Origin of the sequence: Blastococcus saxobsidens, assembly GCF_010682065.1 — a bacterium.
Classification (GTDB): Bacteria; Actinomycetota; Actinomycetes; order Mycobacteriales; family Geodermatophilaceae; genus Blastococcus; species Blastococcus saxobsidens_B.
The window spans coordinates 66,608-80,271 of record NZ_JAAGWG010000019.1; the positions used below are offsets into that span (position 1 = coordinate 66,608).

At 73.4% G+C, this 13,664-nt stretch carries 14 protein-coding genes; 9 read left to right on the top strand and 5 right to left on the bottom strand.

Annotated features, from left to right (window positions below):
• The first annotated feature begins 9 nt into the window (after nucleotides 1–9).
• The 7 genes from GCU60_RS13535 to GCU60_RS13565 all read left to right on the top strand — a co-directional run bounded on the left by GCU60_RS13535 (nucleotide 10) and on the right by GCU60_RS13565 (nucleotide 4,896).
• Nucleotides 10–636, top strand: coding sequence for a DUF2975 domain-containing protein (locus tag GCU60_RS13535; protein WP_163206063.1), 627 nt, complete (start codon nucleotides 10–12; stop codon nucleotides 634–636).
• Nucleotides 633–914, top strand: a complete 282-nt coding sequence (locus tag GCU60_RS13540; protein ID WP_163206064.1) for a helix-turn-helix domain-containing protein — start codon at nucleotides 633–635, stop codon at nucleotides 912–914. Before GCU60_RS13535 ends, GCU60_RS13540 begins: the two co-directional genes overlap by 4 nt.
• 81 nt (nucleotides 915–995) lie before the next feature.
• The gene (locus tag GCU60_RS13545; protein WP_163206065.1) at nucleotides 996–1,751 is read left to right on the top strand and encodes an ATP-binding cassette domain-containing protein; all 756 of its coding nucleotides are present in this window, start codon (nucleotides 996–998) and stop codon (nucleotides 1,749–1,751) included.
• A gap of 17 nt (nucleotides 1,752–1,768) precedes the next feature.
• Nucleotides 1,769–2,656: a glutamate ABC transporter substrate-binding protein gene (locus GCU60_RS13550; protein ID WP_163206066.1), complete on the top strand. Its 888-nt coding sequence runs from the start codon at nucleotides 1,769–1,771 to the stop codon at nucleotides 2,654–2,656.
• Between the two features lie 87 nt (nucleotides 2,657–2,743).
• Complete coding sequence (locus GCU60_RS13555) at nucleotides 2,744–3,394, top strand: ABC transporter permease subunit (RefSeq protein ID WP_163206067.1); 651 nt, start codon at nucleotides 2,744–2,746, stop codon at nucleotides 3,392–3,394.
• Nucleotides 3,391–4,281, top strand: a complete 891-nt coding sequence (locus GCU60_RS13560; RefSeq protein WP_163206068.1) for an amino acid ABC transporter permease — start codon at nucleotides 3,391–3,393, stop codon at nucleotides 4,279–4,281. Before GCU60_RS13555 ends, GCU60_RS13560 begins: the two co-directional genes overlap by 4 nt.
• Nucleotides 4,282–4,368: 87 nt before the next feature.
• Nucleotides 4,369–4,896: a hypothetical protein gene (locus GCU60_RS13565; RefSeq protein ID WP_163206070.1), complete on the top strand. Its 528-nt coding sequence runs from the start codon at nucleotides 4,369–4,371 to the stop codon at nucleotides 4,894–4,896.
• Nucleotides 4,897–4,959: 63 nt separating this feature from the next.
• On the opposite strand, the gene GCU60_RS13570 is transcribed toward GCU60_RS13565, so the two are convergent.
• The 3 genes from GCU60_RS13570 to GCU60_RS13580 form a co-directional block, all read right to left on the bottom strand.
• Nucleotides 4,960–5,523 (bottom strand): regulatory protein RecX, encoded by a 564-nt coding sequence (locus GCU60_RS13570; RefSeq protein ID WP_239521164.1) that lies wholly within the window; start codon nucleotides 5,521–5,523, stop codon nucleotides 4,960–4,962.
• Between the two features lie 94 nt (nucleotides 5,524–5,617).
• Nucleotides 5,618–6,655 carry a recombinase RecA gene (gene recA / locus GCU60_RS13575; RefSeq protein ID WP_163206075.1) on the bottom strand — a complete coding sequence of 346 codons (1,038 nt, stop codon included), beginning with the start codon at nucleotides 6,653–6,655 and terminating at the stop codon, nucleotides 5,618–5,620.
• A 185-nt stretch (nucleotides 6,656–6,840) separates the two neighbouring features.
• Nucleotides 6,841–7,035 carry a DUF3046 domain-containing protein gene (locus GCU60_RS13580; RefSeq protein WP_163206077.1) on the bottom strand — a complete coding sequence of 65 codons (195 nt, stop codon included), beginning with the start codon at nucleotides 7,033–7,035 and terminating at the stop codon, nucleotides 6,841–6,843.
• A 47-nt stretch (nucleotides 7,036–7,082) separates the two neighbouring features.
• Between GCU60_RS13580 and GCU60_RS13585 the strand changes: the two genes are divergently transcribed.
• Nucleotides 7,083–7,193, top strand: a complete 111-nt coding sequence (locus GCU60_RS13585) for an LPXTG cell wall anchor domain-containing protein (protein WP_163206079.1) — start codon at nucleotides 7,083–7,085, stop codon at nucleotides 7,191–7,193.
• Here the strand turns inward: GCU60_RS13585 and GCU60_RS13590 are convergent.
• Nucleotides 7,178–8,449, bottom strand: coding sequence for an MFS transporter (locus tag GCU60_RS13590; RefSeq protein WP_345770585.1), 1,272 nt, complete (start codon nucleotides 8,447–8,449; stop codon nucleotides 7,178–7,180). The genes GCU60_RS13585 and GCU60_RS13590 overlap by 16 nt on opposite strands.
• Nucleotides 8,450–8,541: 92 nt before the next feature.
• On the opposite strand from GCU60_RS13590, the gene GCU60_RS13595 reads away from it, so the two are divergent.
• Nucleotides 8,542–13,149, top strand: coding sequence for an ATP-dependent helicase (locus tag GCU60_RS13595; protein WP_163206081.1), 4,608 nt, complete (start codon nucleotides 8,542–8,544; stop codon nucleotides 13,147–13,149).
• A 20-nt stretch (nucleotides 13,150–13,169) separates the two neighbouring features.
• On the opposite strand, the gene GCU60_RS13600 is transcribed toward GCU60_RS13595, so the two are convergent.
• Complete coding sequence (locus GCU60_RS13600) at nucleotides 13,170–13,637, bottom strand: MarR family transcriptional regulator (protein ID WP_163206083.1); 468 nt, start codon at nucleotides 13,635–13,637, stop codon at nucleotides 13,170–13,172.
• Nucleotides 13,638–13,664: the final 27 nt, after the last annotated feature.

The window sequence follows — 13,664 nt, forward strand, 5'->3', positions numbered from 1 at the left end:
TTGCCGCTCATGACGACGAGCCGCCCCTTCCTCGGACGCACCGGGACGAACCTGGGCGCGGCCGTGCTGTTCGTCGTCGCCGGCGTCGCCGCCCTCGTCGCGGTGGTGCAGCCGATCAACCAGCTCACCCAACCGGGCGGCAGCGTCGTCGTCACCCCGAGCGATCTCACCGGCGACCGGGCCTTCGACCTCCCCGGGCTCCCCGAGGGGGTCGTCCTGACCGCCGCGGACCCGGACGCCCTGCTCACGGCGTTCGAGCTGCCCGCCGGTCTGCGGGCGCTGACCGAGCTGCCCGCCTCGCTCGGCGCGATCGCCGTGGCCGTGGGCGCCTGGTTGCTCGCGCGGACGCTGTGGGCCATCCACGACGGGCATCCGTTCGACCGGCGCAACCCCGGCCGGCTGGCCGGTCTCGCCGCGGCCGTCGTCCTCGGTGGCCTCGTCGTCCCCCTGGCGGAGGGCCTGGTCGCGACCGCCGTGCTGGAGCACCTGGACCTGGCGGGCCCCGACTCCCCGCTCGTCCTGCTGAGCACCTCGCTCCCGCTGACACCGATCGGGCTGGCGTTCGCCCTCCTGGCCGCCGCCGAGGCCTTCCGCCGCGGGCGAGCACTGGAGGACGAGATCGAGGGGACGGTGTGAGCCCCCGCAGAGGCGAGCCCGCGCCCGTCGAGGAGATCACCCACCGGGTGGTGTGCCACCTCGACCGGCTCCTGGACGAGCGGGGCATGACGCTCGTCGAGCTGTCCGAGCGGGTCGGTATCTCGGTGGTCAACCTGTCGGTGCTGAAGAACGCCCGGGCACGGGCCGTCCGCTTCTCCACCCTCACGGCCGTCTGCGATGCCCTGGCCTGCCAGCCCGGCGATCTCCTCACCGTGCTGCCTCACCCGTCCCCCGATCGGGCACGATCGGGGTCCTGAACGCGCTCGGGCAGCCCTTCGTTACGCCTTCGTGATCCCACGGTGCGGGAACCGCGACCTCTCACCCTTAGGGTCCCCAGGGTGACCAGCCGTCCGAACGGAGAGCCTCTCGTCCGCCTGTCCGGCGTCAACAAGTGGTTCGGTGAACTGCACGTCCTGCAGGACATCGACCTCGACATCGCCCGCGGCGAGGTCGTCGTCGTGATCGGCCCGTCGGGGTCGGGCAAGTCGACGCTGTGCCGCACGATCAACCGCCTCGAGCCGATCGAGAAGGGCGAGATCACCATCGACGGCGAGCGGCTGCCCGAGGAGGGCAAGCAGCTCGCCCGCCTGCGCGCCGACGTCGGCATGGTGTTCCAGAGCTTCAACCTCTTCGCGCACAAGACGATCCTCGAGAACGTCACCCTGGGGCCGCTCAAGGTGCGCAAGCAGTCGAAGGGCGACGCCGAGAAGCGCGCCCGTGAGCTCCTCGAGCGCGTCGGCGTCACCGCGCAGGCCGACAAGTACCCGGCCCAGCTGTCCGGCGGTCAGCAGCAGCGCGTGGCCATCGCCCGCGCCCTGGCCATGGACCCCAAGGTCATGCTCTTCGACGAGCCGACGTCCGCACTCGACCCCGAGATGATCAACGAGGTCCTCGACGTCATGACGTCGCTCGCCCGAGAGGGCATGACCATGGTCGTCGTCACCCACGAGATGGGCTTCGCCCGCCGGGCGGCCAACCGGGTGGTCTTCATGGACGGCGGCCGCATCGTCGAGACGGCCGAGCCGGAGACGTTCTTCACCAACCCGCAGTCCCCGAGGGCCCAGGACTTCCTGTCCAAGATCCTCAACCACTGAACCGAAGGGATCGCTCCATGCGCATCACCCGTTACGCCGCCGGCTTCGCCGCCGCCGGCCTGCTGCTGGCCGGTTGCGCCAGCGAGGCCGGCAACCAGGCCGAAGAGGCACCGGAGACCACCGCGGAGGTCGAGGAGGTCGAGTTCCCCGAGGGGTCGACCATGGCCGAGATCGTCGAAGCGGGCGAGCTCCGCGTCGGCACCAAGATCGACCAGCCCGGCTTCGGCCTGGCCAACACCGCCGGCGAGCCCGAGGGCTTCGACGTCGAGATGGCCAAGATCATCGCGGCGAAGATGGGCCTCTCCGAGGACCAGATCACCTTCACCGAGACCGTGTCGGCCAACCGCGAGCCGTTCCTCGTCGAGGACCGCGTCGACATCGTCGTCGCGACCTACACGATCAACGACAAGCGCAAGGAACTGATCGACTTCGCCGGCCCGTACTACGAGGCCGGGCAGGACATCATGGTCGCCGCCGGCAACCCCGAGAACATCGAGGGCCCGGACGACCTGGCCGGCAAGTCCGTCTGCTCGGTCGAGGGGTCCACGCCCGCCGAGAACATCCGCACCAACTACCCCGAGGCCGAGCTGGTCCTCTACGACGCCTACTCCAAGTGCGCCGACGACCTGCGCAACGGCAACGTGGCCGCCGTCACCACCGACAACGTCATCCTGACCGGCTTCGTGGCCGGCGCACCGGACGCGTTCGAGCTGGTCGGCAACCCGTTCACCGAGGAGCCCTACGGCATCGGCGTCCAGAAGGGCGAGGACGAGTTCCGCGACTTCATCAACGACGTCCTGGAAGAGGCCTACGAGGACGGCACCTGGGCCGCCGCCTGGGACAGCACCGCCGGCGCCATCACCGGCACGGAGGCTCCCGAGCCGCCGTCGGTCGACCGTTACTGATCTCCCACCGCAGGCTCACGCGGGGAGCCGGGTCGTCCCGGCTCCCCGCGTGACCGCCTGCCCCCGACGGACGAGAGAGGAGGGGCAGTGTCGTTCCTGGCGGAGAACTTCCCGCTGATCCGCGACGCCTTCCTGACCACGCTGAGCCTCGCGGTGGTCAGCGGGATCTGCGCGCTGATCCTGGGCACCGTGCTCGCCGCCATGCGGGTCAGCCCCGTCCCGGCGCTCCGCGGGTTGGCGACGTTCTACGTCGAGCTGTTCCGCAACACCCCGCTGACCGTGGTGTTCTTCTTCCTCGCGTTCGGCATCGTCTACGTCGACCTGCAGTTCCCCAGCCGCTTCATCACCGCAGTGGCCGCCCTCTCCCTCTACACCGCCGCCTTCGTCTGCGAGGCGCTGCGATCGGGCATCAACGCCGTCCCGGCCGGACAGGCCGAGGCCGCCCGGGCCCTGGGTCTGGACTTCCGGCAGAGCCTGACGACGGTGGTCCTGCCCCAGGCGTTCCGGACCGTCGTCCCCCCGCTGGGCAACGTCTGGATCGCCTTGGCCAAGAACACGTCGATCGCCGCCGGCTTCGCCGTCGCCGACCTCACCGCCCTCCTGCAGCGCCTGTCGAACTCGGCCGCGGACGAGCTGGCCCTGGTGTTCGTCGCGGTGGTCGCGGGCTACCTCGTGATCACCCTGCCTTCGGCGTGGGCGATCAGCGTGCTCGAGCGACGTCTGGCGATCGTGCGATGAGCGCCACCGTTCTCTTCGACGTCCCCGGCCCGCGCGGCCGTCGGCGACAGCGCATCGGCAGCGCCATCGGCCTGTTGTTCGTCCTCGCGCTGGTCGGCCTCGCGCTCTGGCGGCTGGGCATCAACGGGCAGCTCGAGCCGGCTCGCTGGGCCATCCTCTTCGACACCCGCACCAACGTGCCGCAGCGCCTGCTGGGGGCGCTGGTGGACACTCTCGAGGTCGCCGCCGTCGGCATGGTGGCCGCCACCGTGCTCGGCGCCTTCCTCGCCGTGGGACGGCTGTCCGATCACGCCTGGGTCCGGGTCCCCGTGGCCGCGATCATCGAGTTCTTCCGCGCCGTGCCGCTGCTGGTGCTGATCCTCTTCTGCTTCCTCTTCCTCCCCCGGGTGGGCATCTCCACCAGCGCCTTCGGCGCCCTGGCGCTCGGGCTGACGCTCTACAACATGGCGGTGCTGGCCGAGATCATCCGCGCCGGGATCCTGTCGATCGACCGCGGGCAGAGCGAGTCGGGGTATGCGATCGGCCTGCGCAAGTGGCAGGTCATGACGTTCATCCTCGTGCCGCAGGCGGTCCGGCGGATGCTGCCGGTCCTGATCGCCCAGCTCGTCGTGCTGCTCAAGGACAGCTCGCTCGGCTTCATCGTCGGGTACCTGGAGCTGCTCCGGACCGCCCGCAGCCTGGTGGAGACGCTCAACTTCCAGTTCGGGCCGATCTACACCTTCCAGCTGTACGTGGCGGCGGGCCTCATCTACATCGTGGTGAACCTGCTGCTGTCCTTGCTGGCCCGGATCCTCGAGCGGCGATCGCGGCGGGACACCAAGGCGGCGGCGACCGGCAAGGCCGAGCTCCCGGCGGACGTGCAGATGGGTGGCGGCGGCGGGGTCTGACCCGCGCCAACCGTCCGCGGCCACCCACTCGACTCCTCCGACTCAGTCGTCCCACCCGGGCGCGCCGAGCGGTTGACCAGCCCGGACGTGACGAGACTGGTCGTCACGATGGAGACGATGCACGCGGCGGGGCGCCGCAATCTGCCCCCGGTCCCCCGGGCCGCTGTCGAGACGGCGCTCACCGCCCGCACCGCCCCCGCGGTCGTCGCGTCACCGCCCACCGCTGGCACCTCCGCAGCGCCGGCGGTGGCGGTGGACGTCACCGCCCGCATCGACGCCGGCCAGGCATTCGTCGCCCGCCTGCGCGCCGCCGCACGCGGGTTCGCCACGGCGGCAGGCGCTGACAGCGCCGTCGTCCGCGAGGTCGTCCCGCCGGCGCGCCACCGCCGGTCGCGGTGCCGGGTGGTGCTGCGCCTGGCCGACGGCACGGAGACCGACCTGACGTTCGTCGGCGAGCACCGCCGCCCGGGCGCGACCGACCACGACGTGTTCGAGAGCCAGATCAGCAGCTGGCTCGGCGCCGGTCAGCCCCGCGACCCGGCGTGGCTGGTCGAGGACCCGGAGGCCCTCGACGGCCTCGCCGTGGACGTCACCGCCTGGAGCAGCGCTTCCTGACAGACGCACGCGAGCCCCGCTCCGGATCTCCGGCGCGGGGCTCGCGTGCTGTTCGGCGGCTGCTCAGGGCAGCGCGCCCTCCTCGTCGTAGTCCAGCAGCGCCTCGTCGGCACCCTCGGCGGCGACCCCGTCCAGCACGTCGCGGACGACTGCTGCGGCCAGCCCGCCGCTGTATCCCTTGCGGGCCAGCATGCCCATGAGACGGCGGGTGGCCGTGGTGCGGTCCAGCCGGCTCATCGACCGTGCGCGCCGCTCCACCAGCCGGTGCGCCGCCGCGCGCTCGTCCTCGTCGTCGACCAGCTCGACGGCCTCGGCCGCGACCTCGGGGTCGACCCCCTTGGCCCGCAGCTCCGAGGACAACGCCCGCCGGGCCAGCCCGCGCCCGGCCTGCCGACTGTTCACCCAAGCGCGGGCGAAGGCCGCGTCGTCGATCAGACCGACCTCGGTGAAGCGGTCGAGGACGGTGGCGGCGGCCTCCTCGGGGACGTCGCGCTCGGCGAGCAGGTCCGCGAGCTGCTTCCGCGTCTTGGGCGCGCCGGTCAGCGCCCGCAGGCACACAGCGCGGGCCACGGCCTCCGGGTCGGCCGGTGCGTCCTCGGGCGAGCCGGGGGCGACGTCCGGGGTCAAGGGATCGTCGTTCCCGGGCGGCCTGGTCCGCCGGGAGCCCCGGGGTCCACCCAGGGTTCGCCGGCGGCTCGAGGGCCGGTCGTCCATGGTCAGGTCAGAAGTCCGGGGCGTCGACCGCGACCGGGGCATCCAGCTGCGGCCCGATGCCCAGCTTCTCCTTGATCTTCTTCTCCAGCTCGTCGGCCAGGTCGGGGTTGTCCTTCAGGAAGTTGCGGGAGTTCTCCTTGCCCTGGCCCAGCTGATCGCCGTCGTAGGTGTACCAAGCGCCGGACTTCTTCACGAAGCCCTGCTCGACACCGACGTCGATGAGCCCGCCCTCGCGGCTGAAGCCCTGACCCCAGAGGATGTCGAGCTCGGCCTGCTTGAAGGGAGCGGCCACCTTGTTCTTGACGACCTTCACGCGGGTGCGGCTGCCGACCGCGTCGGTGCCCTGCTTCAGCGTCTCGATGCGGCGCACGTCGAGGCGGACCGAGGAGTAGAACTTCAGCGCGCGACCACCGGTGGTCACCTCGGGCGAGCCGTAGACCACGCCCACCTTCTCGCGCAGCTGGTTGATGAAGATCGCCGTCGTGCCGGAGTTGCTCAGAGCTCCGGTGATCTTCCGCAGCGCCTGGCTCATCAGGCGGGCCTGCAGACCGACGTGGCTGTCACCCATCTCGCCCTCGATCTCGGCGCGGGGCACCAGGGCGGCCACGGAGTCGATGACGATGATGTCGAGCGCGCCGGAGCGGATCAGCATGTCGGCGATCTCGAGCGCCTGCTCACCGGTGTCGGGCTGGCTGACCAGGAGGGCGTCGGTGTCCACGCCGATGGCGCGGGCGTACTCCGGGTCGAGCGCGTGCTCGGCGTCGATGAAGGCGGCGATGCCGCCGGCGGCCTGGGCGTTGGCGACGGCGTGCAGGGCCACCGTGGTCTTACCGGAGGACTCCGGACCGTAGACCTCGATGACCCGGCCTCGCGGCAGCCCGCCGATGCCCAGCGCGATGTCGAGGGCGATCGAACCGGTCGGGATGACCTTGATGGCCACCTCGGGGCTGTCGCCCAGCCGCATGACCGAGCCCTTGCCGAACTGCTTGTCGATCTGGGCGAGGGCCATGTCGAGGGCCTTGCCGCGGTCGAGCGTTGCTGCCATGGTGCGTCACCTTCGGTTCGCGAGTTGCGGGTCGGGACCGACGCTAGGGCGAGCCACCGACAGTTCTCGGATTCCGGGCTGCAGTGTGGAGAACACGCCGCCCTGTGGATGCCACAGTAGGACGAACACATGTTCGATCGCCACATCGACACGCCGGCGATCCGGCAGGACGCGGAGGGACCCGTTCAGCGCTCCTTGACCGGCACGTCGAACTCCTCGCAGACGGCCAGCCACACCTTGCGCACCGGGACCCCGGCGTCGATCGCCTCCACCGCGCTGCGTCCACCCAGCACCGAGAACACGTGATCACGCGCGACGCTCTGCGCGCGCATGCTCCCGAACTGGGCGTCGAGCCGGCGCCAGAACTCCTGCAGTCGCACCCCACGACGCTAACCCGTGCACGCCGGCGTGGTCCTAGGCTGGCGACATGATCCCGAGCACCGGCTCCTCGTCGCTGGACGTCGTCCTGCAGCTCGGCATCGCGCTGGCTGCGCTCACCAGCATCCTGCTGCTGTGGCGCAACTACCGCGGCCGCTGAGCCCGCGCCGTCCGGATCCAGACGGCGGCGAGCGGCACCACCAGCGCGGCCGAGACCGCTGAGACCAGCCCGAAGCCGCCCCACGCCAGCAGCGGCCCGCCGACCGCGCCGGCCAGCGCCGCTCCGAGTCCCATGAGCAGGTCGGTCCCGCCCTGCGCGGTCGCCCGCAGGTCCGGACCGACGGACGCGGTGACCAGCGCCGACCCGGCGATCAGCCCGCAGGACCAGCCGAGGCCCAGGAGCAGCAGCCCCACCGACAGCTGGACCGAGTCCGACGGCGACGCGGTGCCGGCGACCGCGGCGGCCAGGAGCAGCAGCAGGCCACCGCCCGCGGCGACGGCCGGGGCACCGACGCGGTCGACGACCATCCCGACCAGCGGCGAGAACAGGTACATGCCGGCCACGTGGATGCTGATGACCACCCCGACCAGGCGCAGGACGGCGTCCTCGGTGCCGCCTCCGTGCCCGATGTGCAGCGGCGTCATGACCATGACCCCGACCATCACCGAGTGGGCGACGACCACCGACACCAGGCCGAGCGGACCGTGCGGCGCCGCCCAGACCGCCCGCAGGGCGGCGCCGGTCGCCCGCCGGGAACGAGGGCCGGGCACCTGTCCGCCCACGCGTCGCGACAGCAGCAGTGGGTCGGGGCGCAGCAGCGCGAGGAAGCCGACCCCGACGACGGCGAAGACGACGGCGGAGAGGGCGAAGACGCCGCCCAGCGCCGGGAGCCCCAGTGCCTCCCCCAGGCCGGCGCCCGGAAGTGCCAGGTTGGGGCCGATGACCGACCCCAGCGTCGTCGCCCACACGACGAGGGACAGGTCGCGGCCGCGCCGCTCGGCGGTGGCGAGGTCGGCGGCCGCGTACCGCGACTGCAACCCGCTGGCGGTGGCGGCGCCGAACAGGAAGAGCCCGACGAGGAGCAGCGGGAGGGACGACGCGGCCGCGGCGACGACCGTGACGACGGCGCCGGCCACGCTGATGCCGTAACCGACTGCCAGCCCCGCCCGGCGGCCGGCCGAGTCGCTGATCCGGGCCAGCGGGACGGCGAGGACGGCGGCGCCGAGGACGCCGGCCGTCGTGCCGAGCCCCGACGCGGTCTCCGTGCCGGCGACGTCGCGGGCCAGCAGACCACCCGCCGTGATGCCGACGGTCACCCCCAGTCCCGCGAGCGCGACCCCTCCACCGAGGACGCCGACGGTGCGTCGCTGGACGCGGGCGACGTCCACTCCGTCCAGCCCCTGCTGCAGCGACACGGGGTGCGCTCCTGTCTCCCGAACGGGGGGTTGACGACGGGAACAGTCCCGCCGGCCAGCGAAGTGTCGTACACCCCGGGGACACTCATCACGTGTCCGCCCGCGCGTCCGCCGGCAGCTCCCGGAGCGAGGGAGCGCTGGCCCGCTTCTCCGAGCCCACCCAGGCCTGGTTCACCGGTGCCTTCGAGCGGCCGACCGCGGCCCAGGACGGCGCCTGGGAGGCGATCAGCAGCGGGCAGCACGCACTCGTCGTCGCCCCCACCGGCTCGGGGAAGACCCTCGCTGCGTTCCTGTGGTCGCTCGACCGACTCGCCGCCACCCCGCCGGTGGACGAGACGTCCCGCTGCCGGGTCCTCTACGTGTCACCGCTCAAGGCGCTGGCCGTCGACGTCGAGCGCAACCTGCGCGCCCCCCTCGCCGGCATCGGGCAGGCCGCGGCCCGGCTGGGCCTGCCCCGGCCCGAGATCAAGGTGGGGATCCGGTCCGGCGACACCCCCGCCGACGAGCGGCGCACCTTCACCCGCAAGCCGCCGGACATCCTGATCACCACGCCCGAGTCGCTGTTCCTGCTGCTCACCAGCGCGGCACGGGAGGCGCTGCGCAGCGTGGAGACGGTGATCATCGACGAGGTCCACGCGGTCACCGACTCCAAGCGCGGCGCGCACCTGGCCGTCTCCCTCGACCGGCTCGACGAGCTGCTGGAGCGGCCGGCCCAGCGGATCGGCCTGTCGGCCACCGTGCGCCCGATCGAGGAGGTCGCCACCTACCTCGCGGGTGGGCGGCCGGTGCAGGTGGTGTCCCCCGGCTCGACCAAGCAGTGGGACCTCTCGGTCGTCGTCCCAGTCGAGGACATGAGCGAGCTGGGTCAGCCCACCGGTGAGCTCGAGGGCTCGGCGGCCGGCAACCAGCCGCGCAACTCGATCTGGCCCGCGGTCGAGGAACGGGTGCTCGACCTGGTCGAGGCCCACCGCAGCACGATCGTCTTCGCCAACTCCCGGCGGCTGGCCGAGCGGCTGACCAGCCGGCTCAACGAGCTCGCCTACGAGCGGGCCACCGGCGAGCCGGTGCCCCCCGGCACGAACGCCGCCCAGCTCATGGCGCAGGCCGGCTCGGGGGGCGGCGTGCCCGAGGGCGTGCAGCCGGTCGCGGCCGCCCACCACGGCTCGGTCTCCCGCGAGCAGCGCGCGATCGTCGAGGAGGCGCTGAAGTCCGGACGCCTCCCGGCCGTCGTCGCCACCTCCAGCCTGGAGCTCGGCATCGACATGGGCGCGGTCGACCTGGTCGTCCAGGTCGAGGCACCGCCCACCGTGGCCAGCGGTCTGCAGCGGGTCGGTCGCGCCGGGCACCAGGTGGGCGCGGTCAGCCGCGGGGTGCTCTTCCCGAAGTACCGCGGCGACCTGGTCCAGTGCGCGCTGGTCGCCGAACGGATGAAGGCCGGGGCCATCGAGTCCATCCGGTACCTGCGCAACCCGCTCGACGTCCTCGCCCAGCAGATCGTCGCCATGGTCTCCGAACGCCCGCGCACCGTGGAGGAGGTCGGGGACCTGGTGCGGCGGTCGGCGGCGTTCTCCTCGCTGCCGGAGTCCGCGCTGCACGCCGTCCTGGACATGCTGGCCGGGCGGTACCCCTCCGACGCGTTCGCCGAGCTGCGCCCGCGGCTGACCTGGGACCGCGTCACCGACACCCTCACGGCACGCGCCGGAGCACAGCGGCTGGCCGTCACCAGCGGCGGCACCATCCCCGACCGCGGCCTGTTCGGCGTCTTCCTCGTCGGCGGCGAGGGCACCGGCGGACGGCGCGTGGGCGAGCTGGACGAGGAGATGGTCTACGAGTCCCGGGTGGGCGACGTGTTCCTCCTCGGGTCGTCGTCTTGGCGGATCGAGGACATCACCCACGACCGCGTGCTGGTCACCCCCGCGCCGGGGCAGCCCGGCAAGATGCCGTTCTGGCACGGCGACGCACCCGGCCGCCCGCTGGAGCTCGGGCGTGCGCTGGGCGCGTTCCTCCGCGAGGTCGGCTCCGCGACGCCGGAGGCCGGGCTCGAGCGCGCCCGCGCCGCGGGGCTGGACGAGTGGGGAGCGGCCAACCTCGCCGCCTACCTCGCCGAGCAGAAGGCGGCCACCGGTCACCTCCCCGACGACCGGACCCTGCTGGTCGAGCGGTTCCGCGACGAGCTGGGCGACTGGCGGCTGGTCGTGCACTCGCCGTTCGGTGCGCAGGTGAACGCGCCGTGGGCGCTGGTGCTGGCGGCCCGGCTGCGCGAGCGCTACGGCGTCGACGTGTCGTCGATGCACTCCGACGACGGCATCGTGCTCCGGCTGCCCGACACCACCGGTGAGCCCCCGGAGGGCGACCTGGCGGTCCTGGACCCCGATGACGTGGAGCGCGAGGTGACCGCCGAGGTCGGCACCTCGGCGCTGTTCGCCAGCCGGTTCCGGGAGTGCGCCGCGCGGGCGCTGCTGCTCCCCCGGCGCGACCCGCGGCGGCGCACCCCGCTGTGGCAGCAGCGCCAGCGCGCGGCCCAGCTGCTCTCGGTCGCCAGCGAGTTCTCCTCCTTCCCGATCACCCTCGAGGCGGCCCGCGAGGTGCTGCAGGACGTCTACGACGTCCCGGGTCTGGTCGAGCTGATGCGCGACGTCCGCGCCCGCCGGGTTCGGGTCGTGGACGTGCAGACGGAGTCGGCCTCGCCGTTCGCGCAGTCGCTGCTGTTCGGCTACGTCGGCCAGTTCCTCTACGAGGGCGACGCCCCGCTGGCCGAGCGCCGCGCCCAGGCGCTCGCCCTGGACACCGGCCTGCTCGCCGAGCTGCTCGGCCGCTCCGAGCTGCGCGAGCTGCTCGACGCCGAGGCGATGGCCGAGATCGAGTCCGAGCTGCAGCGGCTGCCCGAGCAACGCCACCCGCGGGACATGGACGGCGGTGGTGACCTGCTGCGCGTCGTCGGCGACCTGACCGCAGCCGAGGCCGCCCGGCGCGGGGTGACGCAGGCGTGGCTGGACGAGCTGGTCGCCGCCCGCCGCGCGCTGCTGGTGCGGATCGCCGGCGAGGAGCGCTACGTCGCCATCGAGGACGCCGGGCGGCTGCGCGACGCCCTCGGCACCGCGCTCCCGGTCGGGGTGCCCGAGGTGTTCACCGAGCCGGTCGCCGACCCGCTGGGCGACCTCATCGGCCGCTACGCACGCACCCACGGCCCGTTCCAGCCGGCCGAGGTCGCGACCCGCCTCGGCCTGGGCGTCGCGGTGGTCACCGCCACCGTGCAGCGGCTGACCGGCACCGGCCGGCTCGTCAGCGGGGAGTTCCGTCCCGGCGGCAGCGGCCAGGAGTGGTGCGACGCCGACGTGCTGCGCTCCATCCGCCGGCGCAGCCTGGCCAAGCTGCGCCAGGAGGTCGAGCCGGTCCCGATCGGGACGCTCGCCCGGTTCACGCCCTCCTGGCAGTCGGTGGGGAGCCGGCTGCGCGGTGCCGACGGCGTGCTGACCGTCGTCGAGCAGCTGGCCGGCGCGCTCGTGCCGGCCAGCGCCCTGGAGTCGCTGGTGCTGCCGACCCGGGTGCGCGACTACTCCCCCGCCATGCTCGACGAGCTGACCAGCGCCGGGGAGGTCCTCTGGGCCGGCGCCGGCGGGCTGCCCGGCAACGACGGCTGGATCAGCCTGGTGCCTGCCGACCTGGCGCCGCTGCTGCTGCCGGAGCAGCTGGAGGTCGCCGGGGAGGCGCAGCCGCTGCTCGACCTGCTCGCCGGCGGTCAGGCCATGTTCTTCCGCGGCTTGTCCGACGCCGTCGGCGCCACCGACGACGCCGCGCTGGCCGACCTGGTGTGGGACCTGGTCTGGGCCGGCGCGCTGACCAACGACACCCTGGCGCCGCTGCGCACCCGGCTCGGCGGTGGCGGCACCCACAAGCGCGCCGCCGCCGCGCCGCGCGTCACCCGCAGCCGGTACGGGCGCCCGCGAGCAGGCCGGGCGGTCATGCCCAGCCGCACCGGCCCGCCCACCGTGGCGGGGCGCTGGTCGAGACTGCCCGACCGCGAGGCCAACGCCACCCGCCGGACGACCGCACGCGCCGAGGCCCTGCTGGAGCGGCACGGCGTGCTCACCCGCGGCGCGGTGATGGCCGAGCAGGTCGTCGGCGGCTTCTCGGCCGTCTACCCGGTGCTGCGGGCCTTCGAGGAGAACGGCCGTGCCCGGCGCGGGTACTTCGTCGAGACCCTCGGCGCCGCCCAGTTCGGCACTCCCGGCTCGGTCGACCGGCTGCGCAGCTTCGCCGCCCCCGACCGCGTCCCCGCCGGTGCGGTGGTGCTCGCCGCCACCGACCCGGCCAACGTCTACGGCGCCGCCCTGCCCTGGCCCGAGCGCACCGTGGCCGTCGACGGCGAGGCGGTCGACCTCGGCGAGGGCACGGGGGCGCGCAAGGCCGCCGGCCACCGCGCCGGCCGGAAGGCCGGAGCCCTGGTCGTCCTCGTCGACGGCGACCTCGTGCTGTACGTCGAGCGGGGCGGCAAGACGCTGCTGTCCTGGACCGAGGAGGAGCAGGTGCTCAAGGAGGCCGCCACCGCGCTCTCCGGGGCAGTCGCCGCCGGCGCACTCGGCCGGATGGTCGTGCAGAAGGCCGACGGCGCGTCGGTGCACGAGTCGACACCGCTGTCGGCGGCCCTGCAGGCGGCCGGCTTCAGCGCGACACCGCGAGGTCTGCGGCTGCGCGGCTGACCCACCCCGGCACCGGGCGGTCAGGCGTCCGGCGCGTCGGCGAGGTTCTCCAGCACCGCCTCCGCGATCCGGCCGAGCGTGGCCAGGTCCTTGCGCGAGATGACGTCGACGAAGGCGTCGCGCACCGCGGCGTCGTGTGCCGGCGCGGCCGCAGTCACCGCCGCCACCCCGCGCTCGGTCGTCTCGACGTCGCTTCCGCGGCCCTCGGGACACGGCACCCGCCGGACGAGATCCCGCGCCTGCATGCGGTCGAGGTGGTGCGACAGCCGGGACGGCGACCAGAGCAGCCCGGCCGCCACGTCCTTGAGGCACAGCCGACGCTCCGGCGCATCGGTCAAGGCGGTGAGGACGTCGAAGTCCGGCACCGACAGGCCGCCGTCCCGGGCCAGCGACCGGGCCAGGTGCGCCTCCAGCCGGCTCGCCATCTGCCGATAGGACCTCCAGGAGGCCTCCTGGTCCTCGTCCAGCCAGCGCGTGCTCCGAGCCACGGCACGAGGCTCCACCGCAGGCATTGA